We start from the raw sequence: 21,553 nt of genomic DNA on the forward strand, positions 1-21,553 counted from the left end.
TTATGATTATTCTCCAATTTTGAAATTCACGGTTATGAAACCAATCTGAGTTTCAGGCGCTTTTGAATCGGGTTGCCATCTATATTTCCTAGCTGTAGCCAATGCAGGTTCTATCAAACACGGATTGGTGTTGGTGGTTCCTTTCGTATATTTTGCAGCAATAACATTACCACTTCTATTGACAGTAATTTGTACTACAACAGTTCCAAATTCATTACATTTTTGTACTTCTTTTCCTCTAGAACTGATGCTGCGACCATTTAATCCCCAACCGCTTCCATTACCGCTTCCAGTTCCTGAGCCATAATAACTATTTGCGTAAGGATTTCCATTTGGACTTCCTTTATCTCCTGGAAGATTATCGTTTCCTTCTCCGCCTTGTGCTTTTCCATCCGACTTAGGACCATTTATTAAACTTGATAATGCGTCAGAAGTACTTTTTGAAGGCTTTGGATTTTCTTTTGGTTTCAGTTTTACTTCCTGTTTAGAGGTTTGCTTAGTAGGTTGAATTTTTTTAGCTTCCTTTATTACGACAGCTTCTTCAATATCTTGAGAAAGCACATCGTCATTGCTAGCCGCCGCTTCTTTTGCTGCCTCCGCTTTAGGAGCAGATTGGATGGCTTCTGTAGGTTGGATATTTCCAGAACCAAATTCCGTCGTACCAAAATTAATTGCTATTCCATTTTCAGGAGGAGGATCTAATGAGGTCAATCCTAAATAAAAGAACAAAACAAAAAGAATCACAAAAATTATTGATGTGATTGCAAATGATTTCTTTTCTTCTTTTGTTTCTATATATTTCATGTAGAATAAATCTTTTTTTAAGACAAATAAACTATTTAGGTCTAACCGCTAAAACTACTTTAATTTGGTTTCTATTAGCAATGTCTAAAACGTTTACCGCTTTCTCAATAGGAACTCCTTCTTCAGCTCTTAGAACAATAGCTTTTTCTTTATCTGATGAAAAAAGACCTAATAATTTTGATTCTAATTCGGATTCAGACACTGGTTCTTTGTCAATAAAAAATTGTAATTCTTTATTGATGCTCACTGAAATGTTTTTATTGCTATCCGTTTTTCCTTTTGCTTTTGGTAGAACTAAATCTAATGCATTAGTCGTAACCATTGTTGATGTAAGCATAAAAAATATCAGTAATAAAAACACAATATCAGTCATTGAAGACATATTGAATTCTGCGCTAACTTTATTTCTTCCTCTTAAATTCATAATTATGCAGGGTCGTTTAATAAGTCTAAAAAGTCAACTGCGTTCGCTTCCATCTGGTGAACGATTTTATCTGTTTTTACTACCAAGTGGTTGTAACCCACATAAGCAATAATTCCAACGACTAAACCAACAACAGTAGTTGTCATTGCGGTATAAATTCCTTCAGAAAGTGCACCAACTTCAATTTGTCCGCCAGAGCTTGCCATTTTGTGGAATGCTTGAATCATACCAACAACTGTTCCTAAAAATCCAGTCATAGGACCTGCTCCAGAAATAGTAGCTAACATGCTTACATTTTTTTCTAATTTATAAATCTCAAGCTTTCCAGCATTTTCGATAGCAGTATTAATATCATCTAAAGGTTTACCAATTCTTGAAATTCCTTTCTCAATTAAACGTGCGACAGGTGATTTATAATGAGCACATGCGATTTTAGCGTTATCGATTCGGCCATTCTTGATATTATCTTTGATTTGTGCCATGAAATTGACATCGATTTTTGAAGCAGCATTGATAGCCATTAGGCGTTCAAAATAAAGATATAAAGCAACAAAAAACATTAAAAATAAAGCAGTCATTATAATTTGACCTGCTAGTCCTCCGCTAGTAAGTAGCTCGATTATAGATAATGTTTTTTCAACAGGAACTGCATCAACTAAACTTTCTTTCGCAACAGATAGGCTGTCCGCTTGTAACAATAGACTCATAGAAATTTTATTTATTATGAAAACGCTAATATATTATAAAAATTGCTATTTACTTCGATTATAATTAGCAACTCAAAGGATTTATTTAAGGTGTAAATTTAGGAATAAAAAAAAGTCAGTTTATGCATTTGTTGTTATAACAATGCATTAAACTGACTAATTATTTACCTCCGTCTAAATAACAAAAGCTACTATCGTGTAAAATTGATTTAAACTAATTGTTTCAAAGCAATTTCAAATGCTGACGCACTTATGTTTGTTTTTGAATTATTTAGCGCGTGAGCTTTTTCTATCGCTGCTTTAATGGTTGCTGAAGTATCTTGAAAAATAGCTTCATCGGTCATTTCAACTCTTTTCTCCATAAGGAAAGCAAATACTCTAGCCATTCCGCAATTAGAGATAAAGTCAGGAATTAAGCTGATTTTGTTGTCAATATGCTCCATTATTGGTCCGAAGAAAATTGCTGTATCAGCAAAAGGTACATTTGCACCACAAGAAATAACCTCAAGTCCATTAGCGATTAAGCTGTCAATTTGTGTTTGAGTGACTAAACGTGAAGCTGCACAAGGAGTAAATATTTCAGCACCTATCGTCCAGATTTTCTCATTGATTTCATCAAAAGGGATCATGTTCTCAGCAACAAGCTTGTTTCCATCTTTTGCAAGGTAAAAAGCTTTAATTTCGTCAAAAGTGTATCCTTCTTCGTTTATGATTCCACCATCTCTGTCAATTATACCAATAATTTTTGCACCCATACCTGCTAAGTAAAATGCAGCTGCCGATCCAACATTCCCAAAACCTTGTACGATTGCTTTTTTTCCTTTAACATCTCCTCCGTAAATAGCGTAATAGTTTTTTACTGCTTCAGCAACGCCAAAACCTGTAATCATATCTGCTACGGTATATTTACGCAAAACATCAGGCGAATATTTTGAATCTTCAATTACTTTCACAACGCCTTGACGCAATTGTCCAATTCTATTGATTTTCTCTGCTTCAGTTGGTTTAAAATGCCCATTGAAAACACCTTCTTGCGGGTGCCAAATACCACATTCTTCCGTCATTGGGATAACTTCATGCGTTTCGTCCACATTTAAATCACCTCCTGTACCGTAATAGCTTTTCAACAAAGGAGAAACTGCTTTAAACCAACGTTCTAAAACTCCTTTTTTTCTCGAGTCATTTGGATCAAAATTTATTCCAGATTTGGCACCACCAATTGCTGGCCCAGCCACTGAAAATTTTACCTCCATAGTTTTTGCCAAAGACAAAACTTCATTCATATCTAAACCTTTTCTCATGCGAGTTCCACCACCTGCAGCTCCACCACGTAGTGAATTAATGACTGTCCATCCTTCTGCTTCTGTTTCAGAGTCCTTCCAATGGAAAACTATTTCCGGTTCTTTATTTTCGAATTTATTTAATAAATCTTTCATTTTTTACGATATGTTTAATTTAGGCAAATATAAATAATAGAGTAATGTGAATTATGTATTTTGAGTTTTATTTTAAATCTTGCAGATTGTTTTAAATTTTGGATACTAAACTAAAAATTACTCGATAATAGTGGAGCATTAAAAAATAGTATGTGTCTTAGTTTGAATTTGTAGTTTTAGTATGATTTTTTATCTTTAAACAATTGCTAAATTCACGAAAACGTTTGAAATTAAATATTAAATAATTACTTTTGAGGACCAATTTAAGAACATTTAATTTATAAAAAAACATATGGATTTTAATCTAACAGAGGAACATTTAATGATTCAACAAGCAGCTAAAGATTTTGCTGTAGCAGAATTATTATCTGGTGTTATTGAACGTGACGAACATTCAAAATTTCCTACAGAGCAAGTGAAAATGATGGCCGAGTTAGGGTTTATGGGAATGATGGTCGATCCAAAATATGGTGGTTCAGGTTTAGATAGTATTTCTTATGTTTTAGCATTGACTGAGATTTCTAAAATTGATGCTTCTGCAGCTGTTATTATGTCTGTGAACAACTCATTAGTATGTGCAGGTATTGAAAAATACTGTAATGAAGAACAAAAAATGAAATACTTAGTTCCCCTTGCTAAAGGAGAAGTCATAGGTGCTTTTTGCTTATCAGAGCCAGAAGCCGGTTCAGATGCAACTTCACAAAAAACCACTGCAATCGATAAAGGAGATCACTATTTATTAAATGGTACTAAAAACTGGATTACCAATGGTTCTTCGGCATCTACTTATATTGTAATTGCACAAACTGATATTGAGAAAGGTCATAAAGGAATCAACGCCTTTATCGTTGAAAAAGGTTGGGCTGGATTTGATATTGGTCCAAAAGAAAAAAAGATGGGTATTCGTGGATCAGACACCCATTCCTTAATGTTTGCTGATGTAAAGATTCCTAAGGAAAACAGAATTGGAGCAGATGGATTTGGTTTTAATTTTGCAATGGCTGTTTTAAATGGTGGTAGAATTGGAATTGCTTCTCAAGCGTTAGGAATTGCAACTGGTGCTTACGATCTTGCTTTAAAATATTCTCAAGAACGTAAAGCATTTGGAAAAGAAATTTTCAAACACCAAGCAATTGCTTTTAAATTAGCAGATATGGCGACGCAAATTATGGCAGCCAAAATGCTAGTTCTAAAAGCAGCTTCAGAAAGAGATGAAGGAAAAGACATTTCTCAATCTGGTGCAATGGCAAAACTATTTGCTTCTCAAACGGCTATGGACACGACAATTGAAGCAGTTCAAATACACGGTGGAAACGGATATGTTTCAGAATATCATGTAGAACGTATGATGCGCGATGCTAAAATTACTCAGATTTATGAAGGTACTTCTGAAATTCAACGCATTGTAATTTCAAGAACTTTGATTTCTTAAATAATATTATTTTAAGTATAAAACCCTTTCTAATCCCGGTTAGAAAGGGTTTTATTTTTTAGACACTTTTGTTCATGTCATAAGCTAAAATAAGATAGTCGTTGCTATTAAATTGAAAATCAGCTATTATTTCCCATTTTAGTTTTTCAGTATGTGCTTTACGAGATGGAATGTTAGTTTTGTTAATAAAAGTCAAGCTTAATGGATATTTACTTTTCATGTTCACGCGCATGAATTCAAAAAACGGACTGATTAAACCCTTTCCTCTATACTCTTTATGAATACAAACTGGTCCATACTGAAAGCTATTAACAGTGTTAAATTTTTCATCTAAAAAGTGAAATTCAGGTAATAGTGAAATCATGTGATTGAATATGGGCCACTGATTAAAGAAATCCCAACTTCCAGTAAAAATATAAGCAATAATCTTAGTTTTATCTTTTGCGACAAATAAATTTTGACACTCAATAACTTCTGTTAACTGTGCAATTGTAAATGGCGTTGTTACAAAACCACCAACTTTTTCCTCCTCAGATAAATTAGAAACTAAATAAAGTTCTTGCAATGCCAGAACACCTTCGATGTCATTTAAAGTTGCTATTTCAAATCGTATATTTTCTATCATTAAAAGAAGAATTTAAATTAGTTTATCCATTCAAAATTAGGAAAAAATCTATTACGCTTTGTTTTTAAAATCTAAAAACAATCCTTTGTTTAAAGCGAGGCTATTGTGACGTTTTTGCTTATTTTTGTACAATGAAAAATATTATAATTACCGGTACAAGTAGAGGTATAGGCCATGAGTTAGCATTGCAATTTGCGAATTCAGGACATAAAGTGCTAGCAATATCTAGAAAAATTCCACAAACATTATTGGGAAATGCAAATATAACTTGTCTTTCAGTTGATTTATCTAATGAATCGGAATTAAGTAAAGTAAGTGATTTCGTTTCGAAATCGTGGAAGCAAATAGATGCTATTATTCATAATGCCGGAAGTTTAATTTTGAAACCTTTTGCAGAAACTTCGCAAGAAGATTTCGAAAACATTTATAAAGTCAATGTTTTTGCGGTTGCTAATTTGACTAGAATTTCATTGCCTTATTTGCAAAAAGGAAGTCATGTGGTAACTATTAGTTCGATGGGTGGAATTCAAGGAAGCTTCAAATTTGCTGGACTTGCAGCCTATAGTTCTAGTAAAGGAGCTGTAATTACACTTATGGAATTACTAGCGGAGGAATATAAAGAGCGTGGAATTTCTTTTAATGTATTAGCATTAGGTTCTGTACAAACAGAAATGCTCGAAGAAGCATTTCCAGGATATCAAGCTCCAATTTCAGCAAACGAAATGGCTGATTATATTTTCAATTTTACTTTGACAGGAAATAAATATTTCAATGGTAAGGTGTTGCAAGTATCTTCAACTAATCCATAAATAAAACTTTTAAGTTAGATTTAATTTTGAGTGAAACCTTATCAAGATATCTTCCCGAGCACGCCGTCAAACCAGTTTTCGAACTAATTGTAGCTAATCAAGTGCATCTTAAAATCGTCAATGAACGACAAACTCGTCATGGAGATTATCGAAAAGGATTAAATGGAAAGCACGAAATAACGGTTAATTCAAACTTAAATAAATACAAGTTTTTGATTACATTAATTCATGAAATCTCCCATCTCGTTGCTTTCGAAAAATTTGGAAGAAACATCAAACCACATGGTAATGAGTGGAAATTTTCTTTTCAGCGCTTGATGGTTCCCTATATTAGACCAGAGATTTTCCCTGCTCACTTATTGCCATTGTTAGCAAGACACTTTAAAAACCCAACTGCTAGTAGCGATACTGACACAACTTTAGCATTAGCGTTAAAACAGTTTGATCAGGAAAACGATAAAAATTATGTTTTCGAAATTCCTTATGGAAGTATTTTTAGAATTTCGAATGGTAAAATTTTCAAGAAAATAGCGGTCCGAACGAAACGTTTTGAATGTCTCGAGATAAGTTCAGGCAAGATGTATTTATTTAATCCAAATGCTGAGGTAGAGTTGTTGAAAACGAACTAGATATCATTATTTTACGGTTTTATAATATGATTTTATAGAAAGAAAAGGATTATAAAATATTATTTTTATATTTGTTTCAATCAATTTCTATGATAGAATAATGAAACGATTTACAACAGTACTATTTCTATTCTTTTTTATTAGTTTCTGCTATGCACAGCAGCGCGGAATTTATTTAACTTCAAAAAAAGGAAGTGGACACACATATCTTGTAGAGAACAGAAGAATAAAAGTAAAAATGCATAATAACCAAAAAATTGCAGGGAATTTTAAAATCATAGATACTGCAACCATCGTTATAAAAGGAACTGAAATTAAAATAGATTCAATTTTAAAAATTAGAAAAGCTTCAACTTTCTCTACAGTTTTAAGTCCTATTTCTATTGGTAGCGGAGGTCTTTTAACAATGGCAGGTGTTGGAATACTCACCTCAGGAGGTTATCTAGCTTCAATTGGTATAATCCCCATAGTTTATGGTTCTGTATTTATCATTGTACCTTTAGTAGGTAAAAAGCATAAGCGTGATAAATGGAATTATAAAATCGAAAATTAGTATAGATTTTATTACCCCTTCAAATACGCTTCTCTTACTTTTCTAAACAAATTAGAAGAGTAAACAAAGTCAACTACAGCTTCATTATCGGTAATAAAAATTTCTTCTTTGGTTCCTTGCCAAGCTTTAAGACCATTTTTTAGGAACAAGATATTATCACCAATTTCCATAACCGAGTTCATATCATGTGTATTGATAACTGTTGTGATGTCGTATTCTTCGGTGATTTCCTTAATTAAGTTATCAATCAAGGTAGAAGTATTTGGATCAAGACCAGAGTTGGGCTCATCACAAAATAGGTATTTTGGTCGGTTTACAATCGCGCGTGCAATCGCAACCCTTTTTTGCATTCCTCCTGATATTTCAGAAGGTAATTTATGATGCGCATCTTTAAGAGCTACTCTTTCAAGTACAAAGTCAACACGCTCTTTAATCATAGCTTTATTGTCTTTTGTGAACATTCGAAGAGGAAAACCAACATTCTCAGCAACTGTCATCGAATCAAAAAGTGCGCTTCCTTGAAATACCATTCCTATTTCCGTTCTAAGGTCTCTCTTCTCATCTGGTGCTAATTCAGAATATATTCTACCATCAAAACAGATCTGTCCTGATTCAGGTGTGTGAATTCCTAAAAGACTTTTCAGTAAAACTGTTTTCCCAGATCCACTTTGTCCTATAATTAAATTGGTTTTTCCAGTTTCAAAAACTGTAGAAATGCCTTTAAGGATTTTATTTCCACCAAATGATTTTTCTATGTTTTTTAACTCTATCATGATCCTAGTAACAATTGCGTTAATATATAGTTGAAAAGTATTATTGAAACTGATGTCCAAACAAATGAAACTGTACTTGCTTTACCAACTTCAAGAGCTCCACCTTTCATGTAATAACCATGGAAAGAAGGTATAGTTGCTAATAATAATGCGAAAATTAATGTTTTTAGAAAGGCATATGCAATATGGAATGGAATAAAATCCATTTGTGCTCCATTAATGAATTCAGCACTTGATATGAAACCACCATAAACACCAGCCATCCATCCACCTAGAATACCTAGGAACATTGCAATTCCAATAAGAAAAGGATATAATAAAAGCGCTATAATTTTAGGAAATACTAAATAATTCAAAGCATTTACTCCCATTACCTCTAGAGCATCAATTTGCTCCGTAACTCTCATCGTTCCAATACTAGAAGTAATAAATGATCCCATTTTTCCCGCCATAATGATGGAAATAAATGTTGGAGCAAACTCTAAAATTACAGATTGTCTTGTAGCGAATCCAATAAGATATTTAGGTATCAGTGGATTGGTTAGGTTTAATGCAGTTTGAATTGCCACAACGCCTCCAACGAAGAAGGAAATAAAGGCTACAATTCCTAGAGATCCAATAATCAAGTCATCAATTTCCTTGAAAATTAAATTCCGCATTACAGACCATTTGGTTTGCTTGTTAAAGATTTCTTTTAGCATCAGGAAATATCTTCCTATTTGCGTTATATATCGAAGGAGCATCATAGTTTTGTGAATAAGGGCTAAATTACAAAATTAGTTACGAGTTATTTGTCAATTTGGTTTAGTTTTCACTAGAAAACCTTTTCTTTCATTTTTTTTAAGCGGTATTTTCGAATAAATTTTGCTTGTTCTGCCGTTACCATTAATGGTGTTTTAGCTGATTTAGCTTTCCAAAATCCTTTTAAATAATCCAAAAAGAGTAGTGGTTTCTTTTTCATCATCGCTAGTTTTGCCGAGGCTATGGCGGTTATTGTAAATCCGTAACCTAAGGTGTAAAAAGCTTCACCTTGTTTATAACGAGCTGTTTTGTTGTAGTTAGCTCCTGTTGGTTTTAAATGTTTAACATGTAAAGATTCATCTGTGATTACTTTCCAATTGTAGAATTTACAAAGCAATTCATCAACGGTGTCCCAACCCATTTGCGGTTTTAAACCACCTATTTGTTTAAAGACCTCTTTGCGATACGCTTTCAATGCGCCGCGAATATGGTCTTTGTCCGTTAGATTTTCTAAAACCCATTCACTATTTTTTTCGATATAACAAAATCCACCAACCATACCTATTTGAGGATCAGATTTGAAATATTTTTCAATCGTTTCAAAATAATTAAGAGGGAAAATTAAATCGGCGTCAATTTTTACAATCACATCGTAATTATCATCCAAGGTTTCAAAACCTGTTTGGAAAGCTTGAATTACTTTACTTCCAGGTAAATGAATAGCGCTTGATTTTTTTTCGACCAATGATATAAATGGATGTTGATTTGCAAAAGATGCAACTATTTCAGCTGTTGTATCAGTAGAATTATCATTTACAATTACCACTTTTTTTGGCAAAAGCGTTTGAGAAACTAAAGACTCTAATGTCAGTGCAATAAATTGCTCTTCATTGTGAGCTGGAATAACGATGTAATAATTCATTAAATGTATGTTTGACTTTGTAACTTTTTCAAAATTTTCAACTTTGAGAAAGTCACTAAGTTTATTTTATTTTTTCAGCATAAACAATGTAATACCTCGGAGTGAATTTTCTCAACAAAGGACGGATGCCAATTTTCTTTACTGGGTTGGTCCATTTTTGACGGTCAATTATTTTCCAACCTGTTTTTTCCAAAAGCCAATCTAGTTGCCAATCTTCAAATTCATGATAATGTCGGTCCCACATATCTGATTTACTTCGATAAGCCGGCGAGAACCAAAGACGTAATGGAATAGAGATAAAAAGTTTGTCTGATTTTATTTCGTTTAATATCGTATACGGATTCAAAAGATGTTCGAAAATTTCAAAAGCAGTTACGACATCAGTTTTTGCTGACTGAAAAACAGTTTGGTCGTTGTCTAAATCTTCTCCAGTAGTATTTGTAACAGTATATCCGTCTTCTTTCATTATTTTAGAAAAAGGATTTTCAACGCCTAAATCTAAAATAGTGGAGGAATTTGTAATATGTTTATTTAGGAATTCTAAAGTATGTTTGAATCTTTTATTAGGAAACGTTTTTTCGTACATGGCGATTTAGACGAACGGAATTCTATTTCGTTCTTTATCTTAGTTAATTTTGCGCGAGAATCATTTTTCATAAAGATTCTGCGTGCAAATATACTAATAAAAGTGTTTTTGATTCTTGTTTTTTAGCTCAGATGGTCTCGATATTTCGGGAGAAAATCCCGGAGCTTTAAGATGTAGTTTTTCAAGATGCAAAAAGCGAATGTAGGAAGCTCTATTGCATCTTTGAAAAACAAATTTTGTACTGAGGAATTGCAATCTACAGCTGGATTAGCTCCTGCTTATAACAAAGCAATTAATTGTTTTTTTAGTTTAAAAACAACAGTTTTAATATCTGTAAATAAAAGCGTTAACATTCATTCCAGCTCCAACAGAAGCAAAAAGAAGAATATCGCCCTTAACAATTTTTTGATCTTTAATTTCGCCTCGTACTAGTAAATCAAGTAGAGTAGGAACCGTAGCGACACTACTGTTACCTAATTCATGGATACTCATCGGCATTATATCTTGTGGAACTGATTTCCCATGCAACTTATAAAAACGATGAATAATTGCTTCATCCATTTTTTCGTTAGCTTGGTGAATTAGTATTTTTTTGACATCGTCAATTCCGAGTCCGCTTTTATCTAAACAACTTTTCATAGCTGCTGGAACGGTGTTTAAGGCAAATTCGTATATTTTGCGACCGTGCATTTTTATGTAACGTGTATCTGGATCTAGATCTGGATTATATGATTTTCCAAAGAACAAGTAATTAGCTTCATCCATGGCATAGGTGCCACTTTCATAAGATAGTAAACCTGAATCGTCGTCAGATGCTTCAATTATAGATGCACCAGCTCCGTCAGAATAAATCATTGAGTCTCTATCGTGCTCATCAACTACCCTTGATAAAGTTTCAGAACCAATAACTAAACAACGCTTAGCCATGCCTGATTTTATAAATGCGTTAGCTTGAAGCACACCTTCAATCCATCCTGGACAGCCAAAAAGGATATCGTATGCAACACATTTAGGGTTTTTTATTTGTAGTTTATGCTTAACTCTTGTTGCTAAACTAGGAAGCATGTCAGACTGAATTGCTCCTTTTTTTACATCTCCAAAATTATGTGCAAAGATGATATAATCTATTGTTTCTGGATCGATGGCTGCACTTGCAATAGCTTTTTGAGCGGCAAAATAAGCTAAATCAGAAGAAGATAAGTGGTCTTCAGCATAGCGTCTTTGTTCGATTCCTGTGATTCCTTTGAATTTATTGATAACAACTTCATTAGGATAACCAAATGCACTTCCATCATCGTTTAAAAATACATGGTTTCCAAAGTCTGCATTGCTTATTCTCTTTTCAGGAATATAACTTCCTATGCCGGTTATTTTTATTTTCATTGCGTTTCTTTCCAAATTTTATGCTAATTTAAACATAAAAAAATTATTACTATCACAATATTTACTATGCGTGCATATAATTATTGAATAACAAGTATTTAGCTATATTATTTAATATTTTATTATAAATCTAAAATAAAAATGTGATTTTGTCACTCCGTTCATTTAAATCAATCAATAAATTTTTTACCTCAATTATTTAGAAGTTTAAATGTCAAAAAAAAATGTCCCGATTTCTCGAGACATTTAGTTTTTAATCTAGCTTTCCATGTAGGCTTCAATTGGTGCACAAGAACAGTTTAGATTTCGATCACCGTAAGCTTCATCAACTCGACGAACCGTAGGCCAGAATTTATTTTCAGCTATGTAATCTAATGGGAATGCTGCTGTTTCACGACTGTAAGGGAAAATCCAATTGTCAGTGGTTACCATCATTAAAGTATGCGGCGCATTTTTCAAAACATTATTTGAATTGTCTAAAGTAACTTCTTCAATTTCTTTTCTGATTGCGATCATTGCATCACAAAAACGATCTAACTCTTCTAAGTTTTCACTTTCAGTAGGTTCAATCATCAAAGTTCCAGCTACAGGGAAAGAAACAGTAGGAGCGTGGAAGCCGTAATCCATCAATCGTTTTGCGATATCAGTAACTTCAATTCCTTTTTCTTTAAATGGACGACATTCTAGAATCATCTCGTGTGCTGCACGACCCATTTCACCAGAATATAATGTGTCATAATGACCATTTAACTTCTCTTTTATGTAATTAGCATTTAAGATTGCATATTCAGTAGATTGTTTCAAACCTTCTGCACCTAACATGCAAATGTATCCGTAAGAAATCAAGCAAACTAAAGCAGAACCCCATGGAGCAGCTGAAATAGCAGTAATCGCATTTTCGCCACCTGTAGGAATTACTGGATTTGTAGGTAAAAATGGAACTAACTGTGGAGCAACGCATATTGGTCCAACACCTGGTCCACCACCACCGTGAGGAATAGCGAATGTTTTATGTAAATTTAAGTGACATACGTCTGCACCAATAGTTGCTGGATTTGTTAAACCAACTTGTGCATTCATATTAGCGCCATCCATATAAACTTGTCCGCCATTATCGTGAATCAATTGCGTAATTTCTTTAATAGCACTTTCAAAAACTCCATGAGTAGATGGATAAGTAACCATTAAACAAGAAAGATTGTCTTTGTGTAAAATTGCTTTTGCACGTAAATCTTCTACGTCTATATTTCCGTTTTCTAATGTTTTAGTAACAACTACTTTCATTCCCGCCATAGCTGCAGACGCAGGATTTGTTCCGTGAGCTGAAGATGGAATTAAAGCAATATTTCTATGGTGATCTCCTCTTGACTGGTGATAAGCACGAATAACCATAAGTCCTGCGTATTCTCCTTGAGCACCTGAATTTGGTTGTAAAGTAGTTCCAGCAAAACCTGTAATTACATTTAATTGTTGCTCTAATTTAGTCAGCATTTCTTGGTAACCTTGCGCTTGATCTAAAGGTGCAAATGGGTGAATGTTGTTCCATTGTGCGTTGCTTAAAGGCAACATTTCTGAAGCTGCATTCAATTTCATTGTACAAGATCCAAGAGAAATCATAGAATGATTCAATGCTAAATCTTTGCGCTCTAACATTTTGATATAACGCATCAAAGCTGTTTCAGAGTGATGTTTTGCAAAAACATCATGTTCTAAGAAACTTGAAGTTCTTTCAACGCTTTCTGGAAAATGATTGGTTTGAGATAAAGTATCAATTGTTAGTGCTTGAGTTCCTTTTGCAGAAGCAAAAATGCTGACAATTTTATTTAAATCAGCGATACTTGTTGTTTCATTCAAAGAGATTGAAATCGCATTTTCATCGATGTAATAAAAGTTTACTTCGTTTTGAACTGCAATTTCTTTTACTTTTTGAGCATCAGCCTTTATTACAATTGTATCAAAAAATGCAGTATTCGTTTGTTCGAAACCTAATTTTTGTAAAGTGTTTGCCAAAGTTACCGCTGAAGCGTGCACTTTACTAGCTATATATTTTAGTCCTTTTGGACCGTGATAAACAGCGTACATCCCTGCCATAACAGATAATAAAACCTGCGCAGTACAAATGTTTGAAGTTGCTTTATCGCGCTTGATATGTTGTTCACGTGTTTGTAAAGCCATACGAAGTGCACGATTACCATTAGTGTCAATAGTTACACCAATGATTCTTCCTGGCATGCTTCGTTTGTATTCATCTTTAGTTGCAAAATAAGCTGCATGCGGTCCTCCGTAACCTAACGGAATTCCGAAACGCTGTGTTGTTCCTAAAACTACAGCCGCTCCCATTTCGCCTGGAGGAGTTAATTTTGCTAAACTTAAAATATCAGCAGCAACTGCTACTTTAATTTCGTTTTCTGCTGCTTTAGCTATAAAATCTGCATAATCATATACTTGTCCAAATTTTCCTGGATACTGAAGGATTGCTCCGAAGAAATCAGTAGAAAAATCAAATTCTTGGTGATCTCCTACAACTAATTCAACACCAATAGGAGTTGAGCGAGTTTGTAAAACAGACAAGGTTTGTGGTAAAATTGCATCAGAAACAAAAAACTTACATACGTTCGCTTTCTTTTGATCACGAGTTCGCACATCAAATAACAATGCCATTGCTTCAGCAGCTGCAGTTGCTTCATCAAGAAGTGAAGCATTTGCGATTTCCATTCCACTTAGTTCGATAACCATTGTTTGGAAATTTAAAATTGCTTCAAGTCTACCTTGAGCAATTTCCGCTTGATACGGAGTGTAAGCAGTGTACCATCCTGGATTTTCAAAAACATTTCTTTGAATTACAGCAGGAATAATTGCCGCATTGTAACCTAATCCAATATAAGATTGAAACATTTTATTCTTGTTCCCCAATTGAGTAATGTGATTTGCAAACTCATATTCGGTCATTGCAGGCTCTAAATCTAAATCTGATTTTAAGCGAATGTCACTTGGAATAGTTTCATCAATCAATTGATCTAGAGTGTCGGCACCAATTGTCTTCAACATATGTTCTAAATCATTTTCTCTTGGACCGATGTGTCTTAATGCAAAAGCGTCTGTTTTCATTGTATATAAAATGTGTTGTGTGTGTGTTATTTACTGGCTGTAAAATTAAATATTAATATGCTATAAATAGCCTTTTTTAAGTTGATTTTCTGTGAATTTTTCAACTAAAAGCCATTCTTATTAACACTTTGATTAATTTTGTCTAATGAGGATTTTTAAGCTACTTCTTGATTTTTATATAAATAGCAGTATACACGTGGCTTTGTCGTGTTATGCTTTAGTCAGAATGACGTATTACATGTTCCACATTCCTAATGATGAAGAAACCGCTAATTTTGTTTTTTTTGGAACTATAGTGGGCTATAATTTTGTAAAATATGATGCTTTGGCTCGAGCCAAAAAAGAAAAAATGAAAACGGAATTAAAGCTAATTGCCTTATTTAGTTTTTGTTCACTACTTATGGTTGGTTATTATTTTTTTCAATTAGAAAGAATTACCCAAATTGTAGCGGTAGTTTTTTTAGCTATTACATTGTTATATACATTACCTTTTTTTCCCAACAGAAGAAATGCCAGAAACTGGGCTGGAGTAAAAATTTATATTGTAGCATTATGTTGGGTTGGTGTAACGATAGGATTGCCAATTTTAAATGCAGAAATACCTATCACATCCGATTTTTATCTGAAATGTATACAAAGGTTTATTCTTGTTTTTTGCTTAGTAATTGTCTTTGAAATCATCGATTTATCAAATGATGATCCGCATTTACAAACAGTTCCTCAGCAAATAGGAGTACGGAAAACAAAAACGCTAGGTATATCGTTGATGATTCTCTTTTATCTTTTAGAATTTTTGAAAAATAGTTTTGATCAAAAGCAGCTGTTAGTCAATGCCGTTTTGTTTGTTTTGTTATCTTTCTTACTTCTTTTCGCTAATGAAAACCGCTCTAGATATTACACTTCTTTCTGGGTCGAAGGAATTCCTATTTTATGGTGGTTGATGGTTGTTTTTATTTAGAAAAATAAATAACGTTTAACAATTTTAGAGTAATCAGTAAATTATTCCTGAAGACATCTTTAAAACTATTCAAATGTTCATTTTCTAGTCAATTATTAATTATAATTTAATTTTTCTCTTGTCCTCAATAGTAATAGCAGAGCCAACCGCTAGAAATACGGAGCTTGGTTCTAGATCCTTAATAAAAGCAAATTCTTTTCCATATACCGCTTCAAAATCGATAACTGATGTGTTGCCTATAACTTTGTATTGTTGCCATCTTGGATGTGTCACTTGGTACTCAATAGTTTCATTTTCATTGACCTTATTATAACCAAAATAATGTTCAGTTATAAATTCAGCTTCTGAATTGGGTTCAATTTCTACTGCATTTTTTTCAGTTTCTACCTGAATGGTATTCCACTTATTATTTACTTTCCACTGGTAAATGAATTCTCGTAAGTTTTCGTTGACACTCAACTTATGCTTCATAGGTAAAGTGCTGTAGTGTTCATTGTAAAAAGTATTTGCTATAAATGAAATAGCAAATTTAGGTACAATCTCGCTAATGAAAACAGCTCCTCTTTTCCAAGTTCCATTTTCGAATCTTCTAACATAAAATCTTAAATTGACTTCTTCAAAATCAGAGTGAAATGGAATTTTGATTCCTAAAACTCTAACTTTTTCGAAAAGGAATCCAATGAAACTCACATAGCATTTCCCATTCCATAAATCAAGCTCCGTTCCATTTGGCACATACTTTTTTAGAATTTCTGGATTGACCTCATAATTGATCATGGCTAGATTATTCCATTCTGCTTTTAAAAAACTCATAACTTTTATTTTTTTATACGATCGAATTAAATGTAATAAAAAACCGAAGCAATGCTGCTCCGGTTTTTATATTTGATAAAAAGCTTTAGATTAATCCCGCTCTTCTTAGCAAAGCATCCGGTTTTGGTTCTTGACCTCTAAAGCGTTTGTATAATTCCATTGGTGGTTCAGTTCCACCTTTAGAAAGTATATTGTCTTTAAATTTGTTAGCGACTTCTTTATTAAAAATTCCTTTTTCTTTAAAGTATTCAAAAGCGTCGGCATCTAAAACTTCTGCCCATTTATAACTATAGTATCCAGAAGAATAACCTCCTTGAAAGATATGCGAGAATGCAGTCGACATTGCATTTTCAGCAACTTCAGGATACAATTGCGTTGCCGCAAACTGTTCCGTTTCAAAAGCTTTAATATCTGTAATATTTGAAGGATCTTGTCCGTGCCAACCCATATCCAATAAACCAAAACTCAACTGACGCATTGTTGCCATTCCTTCTTGAAAACTTGCGCTTTCTTTAATTTTTTCTACTAAATCCATTGGTATCATTTCGCCTGTTTGATAATGGTGCGCAAATAATGATAACGCTTCTGGTTCGTAACACCAGTTTTCCATAATTTGGCTTGGCAGCTCTACAAAATCCCAAAATACTGAAGTTCCTGATAAACTAGGATAAGTAGTATTTGCTAATATTCCGTGCAAAGCATGTCCAAATTCGTGAAATAAAGTAGTCACTTCATTGAATGTCAAAAGTGATGGCTTAGTTTCTGTTGGTTTTGTAAAATTACAAACAATAGAAATGTGTGGACGCTCATTCGATCCGTCTTTTACATATTGCGCCTTATAAGATGTCATCCAAGCTCCATTGCGCTTTCCTTTTCTTGGAAAAAAATCAGCGTAAAAAATTGCAACCAACTTATTGCTGTCGTCCTTTACTTCATAAGTTGCAACTTCTTCATGGTATTTATCAATCGCTTTAGTTGCTTCAAAATGTAAACCAAATAATTTTTCAGCAGTTATAAAAGCACCTTCTAGTACTTTTTCTAATTGAAAATAAGGCTTTAACTTTTCATCATCTAAATCAAATAATTTTTGTTTCAGCTTTTCAGAGTAGTACGCGCCATCCCATTTTTCTAATTGCTCTATACCGTCTAGTTCTTTGGCGAAAGCCGTCAATTCAGCAAATTCTTTTAATGCAGCTGGTTTGGCCTTTGCAAGTAAATCATTTGAAAAGGAAAGTACTTTCTCTGGGCTTTGTGCCATTCTTTCTTCTAAAACAAAATGCGCATGAGTTGCATAACCTAATAATTGCGCTCTGTCAAAACGGAGTTTTGCAATTTTAAGAACATTCTGTTGATTGTCGAATTCATTATTTTGAAAACCTTTAGCACCAGAAGCAATAGCCATTTTTTTACGCAATTCTCTATTTTTAGCGTAAGTAACAAAAGGAATATAACTTGGATAGTCAAGCGTAAATATCCAACCTTCTTTTTTCTGGCTTTGAGCCAAAGAACGAGCGGCTTCTATCGTCCCTTCTGGCAATCCTGCTAAATCATCTTTATTTGTAAGATGCATTTGAAAAGCCTGCGTTTCAGCCAATGCATTCTCAACAAATTTTAAACTTGTCTTCGATAATTCCTTATCGATTTCTCGAAGTTTTGCTTTTTTATCTTCACTAAGATTGGCACCATTTCGAGAAAAGCTTTTATATTTTTTGTCTAATAAAGTGGTTTGTTCCGGGTTGAGATTCAATGATGCTTTCTGATCATATACTGCTTTTACTTTTGCAAAAAGTGCCGCATTTAGAGTAATGTCATTACTAAAGTCTGATAGTAATGGCGAAACCTCTTGCGCAATTTTCTGAATTTCGTCATTAGTTTCTGCTGAATTCAGATTGAAGAAAATGCTAGAAATTCGATCTAGAATGTAACCGCTATAATCTAAAGCTTCTATGGTGTTTTCAAAAGTAGGAAGTGCTTCGTTCTGAACTATCGCGTCAATTTCGGCTTTTGCCAATGCGATACCTTCTATGAATGCTGGAAGATAATCTTCATTTTTTATTTTAGAAAAAGGGGCTGTATTATGAAGTGTATTAAATAGTGTTGTTAAGATACTCATTTGAATTTATTTTTATAAAAAAATCTATTTTTAATAATAACAAAGGTAGCGAATAATTTAAAAATTGAACTTGAAGTAGATTATGATTAGGCTCAAATTAATGCGACAGTGAATCTGTTATTTAAATGTTATTTATTTCTTTTCTCAGTTAGAAAGCCTTAAATTGTAAAAAATGATTAGTTTTTAAATAAGCAAATCGAAAAAAAATAAGAAAACATGAAGTATCAGATTACAATAAATAGAGCGAACACGGTAGATGAGATAGAAGAATATTGGACAAATGACGATTATGTAAATTTGTTAGCAAAATTTGATTATCCAGATGCTGATGGTTCCGATAGAGCGACTTTAAAAGAATTGTTGTTCATGGCAATTTCAGACTTCGAACCAAAAGATGCTGCTGTCATAATGCTAGAATATAAGTTAGCAGAAGACTTGAACGATGGACAAATTCATCAGATTTCAAATGATATGTTACTTGATAAAGTTTGCGAGGAATATCCTGAAATTAGATTGCACTCTACTTTGTTCCATATTAATCAGTTGCTTTTTAAAGCGTATAATGGAAAGTTTCCAAATGCAAAAGCAACCATCCTTGAATGTTCTTTTGAATTAATAGAAGGAGAGAATGAAAACGCTTTAACCAAAGAGAATATTTTAAAATTATTGAATAATGGATTGTCAGATAGTAATTTGATTAAGCGATTATTTGATCACGCTATGAATGAAAACGCATCGTTTCCTGAGGCAGAAGATGTACTATGGGATGTTACAACTTCAGATAATGTCAATTTTACAATTACGACGTCAGAGTATTGGTTAAGTAAGGATGATATTAATTCTTCACAATATGAAGATATCTTAGAAATTCCAGTTGAGATTGAATAAAATAAGTAGCGACTTAATTTAATCTAAAATGCCCTCAAAACATCAGTGTTTTGAGGGCATTTTAGGTTTTAAAAATTTAAAGCTAATTTGCAAAGTTCAAATCAATTTTATTATTTATTCAGGCTGTCAGATGCGATAATAACTGCTTCTTTTAATTCTGTTTTATATTTTATAATCTTTTCCATCACAGTCTTATCGTGACTTCCTATGATTTGAGCTGCTAATATTCCTGCATTTTTTGCTCCGTTGAGTGCTACGGTTGCAACGGGAACACCGCCTGGCATTTGTAATATAGAAAGAACACTATCCCATCCATCAATAGAATTGCTTGACTTAACAGGAACGCCAATTACTGGAAGCGGTGACATAGAAGCGACCATTCCTGGTAAATGTGCAGCTCCACCGGCTCCTGCAATTACTACTGAAATTCCTCTTCTATGCGCATTTTGACTAAAGTCAAATAATTTTTCTGGTGTTCTATGTGCTGATACGATATCAACTTCTACTTCAATTTCAAATGATTTTAATATGTCTATTGCTTCTTGCATTACGGGCATATCTGAAATGCTTCCCATTATTATGGCTACTTTACTCATTATTTTTATTTTTGAAAACTAATTTTACAAATTAGCTGCAATTATATTAGCTGCAATCTGTCAAATTTGTGATTATGTGTTACTTATAACTCTTATCGTATTTTTTACATCTTCAGCAATTCGTCTGGCTTCAACAATATCACTATTTACAATTGTTACATGTCCCATTTTTCTAAATGGACGTGTTTGTTTCTTTCCATAAATATGTGGCGTAACACCATTCCAAGCTAAAATCTTTTCAATATTTTCATAAACAACATCACCAGAAAATCCTTCTGCACCCACAAGGTTAACCATGATTCCAGCTACTTTACTATCTGTATTCCCTAAAGGTAAATCTAAAATAGCTCGTAAATGATTTTCAAATTGTGACGTATAACTCGCTTCGATTGAATAGTGTCCAGAATTATGAGGTCGTGGAGCTACTTCATTTACGATGATCTCATCGTCTTCCGTTTGAAACATTTCAACAGCTAAAAGACCCACATGATTAAATTTTTCAGAAACATTTAGCGCTATTGCTCTTGCTTTATCAGCGACTTCTTGATTGATACGAGCGGGACAAATTACATATTCTACTTGATTGGCTTCTGGATGGAATTCCATTTCTACCACAGGATACGTTTTTATTTGTCCAGACGGAGAACGACAAACGATCACTGCCAATTCATTTTTAAACGGAATCATTTCTTCAGCAATGCATTCTACATTCGCTAGATTATCTAAATCGGCAATTTCTCGTATGACTTTTACGCCGTTGCCATCGTAACCAAATTCAGTACATTTCCACACAAATGGTAATTGTATTTTTGATTCTAATATTGCGACAATCAAAGATTTTATGTCATCGAATCTTGTGTAATTAGCTGTAGGAATTGCGTGTTTGGTGTAGTAATCTTTTTGAATTCCTTTATTCTGGATTAATTTTAATGTTTTAGGTGAAGGATAAACTTTTAATCCTTCATCTTCTAATTTAACGAGTGCGTCGAGATTGACTAGTTCGATTTCAAAAGTTAAAACATTTACTAACTTCCCAAAATTATAAACCGTTTCATAATCCATCAAGTCTCCTTTGAAGAATTGGTCACACGCAATTTTGCACGGCGCTTCGTCGCTTGGATCTAGAACGTATGTTTGTATGTCAAATTTTCGAGTGTCAAACAATAGCATTTTACCTAGTTGTCCACCGCCAAGTATTCCTAATTTAAAATCGGAAGAAAAATAATTCATTGTGTAGTTGTATGTTTTGGCAA

The 21,553-nt window shown here is 33.4% G+C and carries 21 protein-coding genes; 6 read left to right on the top strand and 15 right to left on the bottom strand.

Annotated features, from left to right (window positions below; all coding sequences use genetic code 11):
• Positions 1-6: 6 nt before the first annotated feature.
• The 4 genes from RCH19_RS01295 to RCH19_RS01310 all read right to left on the bottom strand — a co-directional run bounded on the left by RCH19_RS01295 (position 7) and on the right by RCH19_RS01310 (position 3,371).
• The gene (locus RCH19_RS01295) at positions 7-804 is read right to left on the bottom strand and encodes an energy transducer TonB (protein WP_343021716.1); all 798 of its coding nucleotides are present in this window, start codon (positions 802-804) and stop codon (positions 7-9) included.
• A gap of 31 nt (positions 805-835) precedes the next feature.
• The gene (locus tag RCH19_RS01300; protein ID WP_121925725.1) at positions 836-1,228 is read right to left on the bottom strand and encodes a biopolymer transporter ExbD; all 393 of its coding nucleotides are present in this window, start codon (positions 1,226-1,228) and stop codon (positions 836-838) included.
• A 2-nt stretch (positions 1,229-1,230) separates the two neighbouring features.
• Positions 1,231-1,935 carry a MotA/TolQ/ExbB proton channel family protein gene (locus tag RCH19_RS01305; protein ID WP_343021717.1) on the bottom strand — a complete coding sequence of 235 codons (705 nt, stop codon included), beginning with the start codon at positions 1,933-1,935 and terminating at the stop codon, positions 1,231-1,233.
• A 209-nt stretch (positions 1,936-2,144) separates the two neighbouring features.
• On the bottom strand, positions 2,145-3,371 hold the full coding sequence (locus tag RCH19_RS01310) for a Glu/Leu/Phe/Val dehydrogenase dimerization domain-containing protein (protein WP_343021718.1): 1,227 nt from the start codon (positions 3,369-3,371) through the stop codon (positions 2,145-2,147).
• Between the two features lie 292 nt (positions 3,372-3,663).
• Here RCH19_RS01310 and RCH19_RS01315 point away from each other — a divergent pair, with 292 nt between their 5' ends.
• Positions 3,664-4,803: an acyl-CoA dehydrogenase family protein gene (locus RCH19_RS01315; RefSeq protein WP_343021719.1), complete on the top strand. Its 1,140-nt coding sequence runs from the start codon at positions 3,664-3,666 to the stop codon at positions 4,801-4,803.
• Positions 4,804-4,861: 58 nt separating this feature from the next.
• On the opposite strand, the gene RCH19_RS01320 is transcribed toward RCH19_RS01315, so the two are convergent.
• Positions 4,862-5,428: a GNAT family acetyltransferase gene (locus tag RCH19_RS01320; protein ID WP_343021720.1), complete on the bottom strand. Its 567-nt coding sequence runs from the start codon at positions 5,426-5,428 to the stop codon at positions 4,862-4,864.
• A 131-nt stretch (positions 5,429-5,559) separates the two neighbouring features.
• Between RCH19_RS01320 and RCH19_RS01325 the strand changes: the two genes are divergently transcribed.
• The 3 genes from RCH19_RS01325 to RCH19_RS01335 all read left to right on the top strand — a co-directional run bounded on the left by RCH19_RS01325 (position 5,560) and on the right by RCH19_RS01335 (position 7,419).
• Positions 5,560-6,237: an SDR family NAD(P)-dependent oxidoreductase gene (locus tag RCH19_RS01325; protein WP_343021721.1), complete on the top strand. Its 678-nt coding sequence runs from the start codon at positions 5,560-5,562 to the stop codon at positions 6,235-6,237.
• 26 nt (positions 6,238-6,263) lie between these two features.
• Complete coding sequence (locus RCH19_RS01330) at positions 6,264-6,866, top strand: SprT-like domain-containing protein (RefSeq protein ID WP_343021722.1); 603 nt, start codon at positions 6,264-6,266, stop codon at positions 6,864-6,866.
• Positions 6,867-6,966: 100 nt separating this feature from the next.
• Positions 6,967-7,419 carry a hypothetical protein gene (locus tag RCH19_RS01335; RefSeq protein WP_343021723.1) on the top strand — a complete coding sequence of 151 codons (453 nt, stop codon included), beginning with the start codon at positions 6,967-6,969 and terminating at the stop codon, positions 7,417-7,419.
• Positions 7,420-7,430: 11 nt separating this feature from the next.
• Here RCH19_RS01335 and RCH19_RS01340 read toward each other — a convergent pair whose 3' ends face one another.
• From RCH19_RS01340 to gcvP, 6 genes are all read right to left on the bottom strand, one after another.
• A complete protein-coding gene (locus RCH19_RS01340; RefSeq protein WP_343021724.1) occupies positions 7,431-8,192 on the bottom strand; it encodes an ATP-binding cassette domain-containing protein in 762 nt (253 codons plus the stop codon).
• Positions 8,189-8,938 carry an ABC transporter permease gene (locus RCH19_RS01345; protein WP_121925734.1) on the bottom strand — a complete coding sequence of 250 codons (750 nt, stop codon included), beginning with the start codon at positions 8,936-8,938 and terminating at the stop codon, positions 8,189-8,191. Before RCH19_RS01345 ends, RCH19_RS01340 begins: the two co-directional genes overlap by 4 nt.
• Positions 8,939-9,006: 68 nt before the next feature.
• Positions 9,007-9,855, bottom strand: coding sequence for a glycosyltransferase family 2 protein (locus tag RCH19_RS01350; RefSeq protein WP_343021725.1), 849 nt, complete (start codon positions 9,853-9,855; stop codon positions 9,007-9,009).
• A 61-nt stretch (positions 9,856-9,916) separates the two neighbouring features.
• Positions 9,917-10,441: a methyltransferase gene (locus tag RCH19_RS01355; RefSeq protein ID WP_343021726.1), complete on the bottom strand. Its 525-nt coding sequence runs from the start codon at positions 10,439-10,441 to the stop codon at positions 9,917-9,919.
• A 324-nt stretch (positions 10,442-10,765) separates the two neighbouring features.
• Positions 10,766-11,824 (bottom strand): 3-oxoacyl-ACP synthase III family protein, encoded by a 1,059-nt coding sequence (locus tag RCH19_RS01360; protein ID WP_121925737.1) that lies wholly within the window; start codon positions 11,822-11,824, stop codon positions 10,766-10,768.
• A 258-nt stretch (positions 11,825-12,082) separates the two neighbouring features.
• The gene (gene gcvP / locus RCH19_RS01365; RefSeq protein ID WP_343021727.1) at positions 12,083-14,932 is read right to left on the bottom strand and encodes an aminomethyl-transferring glycine dehydrogenase; all 2,850 of its coding nucleotides are present in this window, start codon (positions 14,930-14,932) and stop codon (positions 12,083-12,085) included.
• A gap of 145 nt (positions 14,933-15,077) precedes the next feature.
• Between gcvP and RCH19_RS01370 the strand changes: the two genes are divergently transcribed.
• Positions 15,078-15,890, top strand: a complete 813-nt coding sequence (locus RCH19_RS01370; RefSeq protein WP_343021728.1) for a hypothetical protein — start codon at positions 15,078-15,080, stop codon at positions 15,888-15,890.
• Between the two features lie 99 nt (positions 15,891-15,989).
• Here RCH19_RS01370 and RCH19_RS01375 read toward each other — a convergent pair whose 3' ends face one another.
• Both RCH19_RS01375 and RCH19_RS01380 read right to left on the bottom strand, forming a co-directional pair.
• A complete protein-coding gene (locus RCH19_RS01375; protein ID WP_343021729.1) occupies positions 15,990-16,703 on the bottom strand; it encodes a DUF2071 domain-containing protein in 714 nt (237 codons plus the stop codon).
• Positions 16,704-16,788: 85 nt separating this feature from the next.
• Positions 16,789-18,816 (bottom strand): M3 family metallopeptidase, encoded by a 2,028-nt coding sequence (locus tag RCH19_RS01380; RefSeq protein ID WP_343021730.1) that lies wholly within the window; start codon positions 18,814-18,816, stop codon positions 16,789-16,791.
• A 216-nt stretch (positions 18,817-19,032) separates the two neighbouring features.
• Between RCH19_RS01380 and RCH19_RS01385 the strand changes: the two genes are divergently transcribed.
• The gene (locus tag RCH19_RS01385; protein WP_343021731.1) at positions 19,033-19,704 is read left to right on the top strand and encodes a hypothetical protein; all 672 of its coding nucleotides are present in this window, start codon (positions 19,033-19,035) and stop codon (positions 19,702-19,704) included.
• Between the two features lie 110 nt (positions 19,705-19,814).
• On the opposite strand, the gene purE is transcribed toward RCH19_RS01385, so the two are convergent.
• On the bottom strand, positions 19,815-20,300 hold the full coding sequence (gene purE, locus RCH19_RS01390; protein ID WP_343021732.1) for a 5-(carboxyamino)imidazole ribonucleotide mutase: 486 nt from the start codon (positions 20,298-20,300) through the stop codon (positions 19,815-19,817).
• Positions 20,301-20,372: 72 nt separating this feature from the next.
• Positions 20,373-21,530, bottom strand: coding sequence for a 5-(carboxyamino)imidazole ribonucleotide synthase (locus RCH19_RS01395; RefSeq protein WP_343021733.1), 1,158 nt, complete (start codon positions 21,528-21,530; stop codon positions 20,373-20,375).
• Positions 21,531-21,553: the final 23 nt, after the last annotated feature.

It is taken from the genome of Flavobacterium sp. PL12, assembly GCF_039123485.1.
GTDB classification, from domain to species: domain Bacteria; phylum Bacteroidota; class Bacteroidia; order Flavobacteriales; family Flavobacteriaceae; genus Flavobacterium; species Flavobacterium weaverense.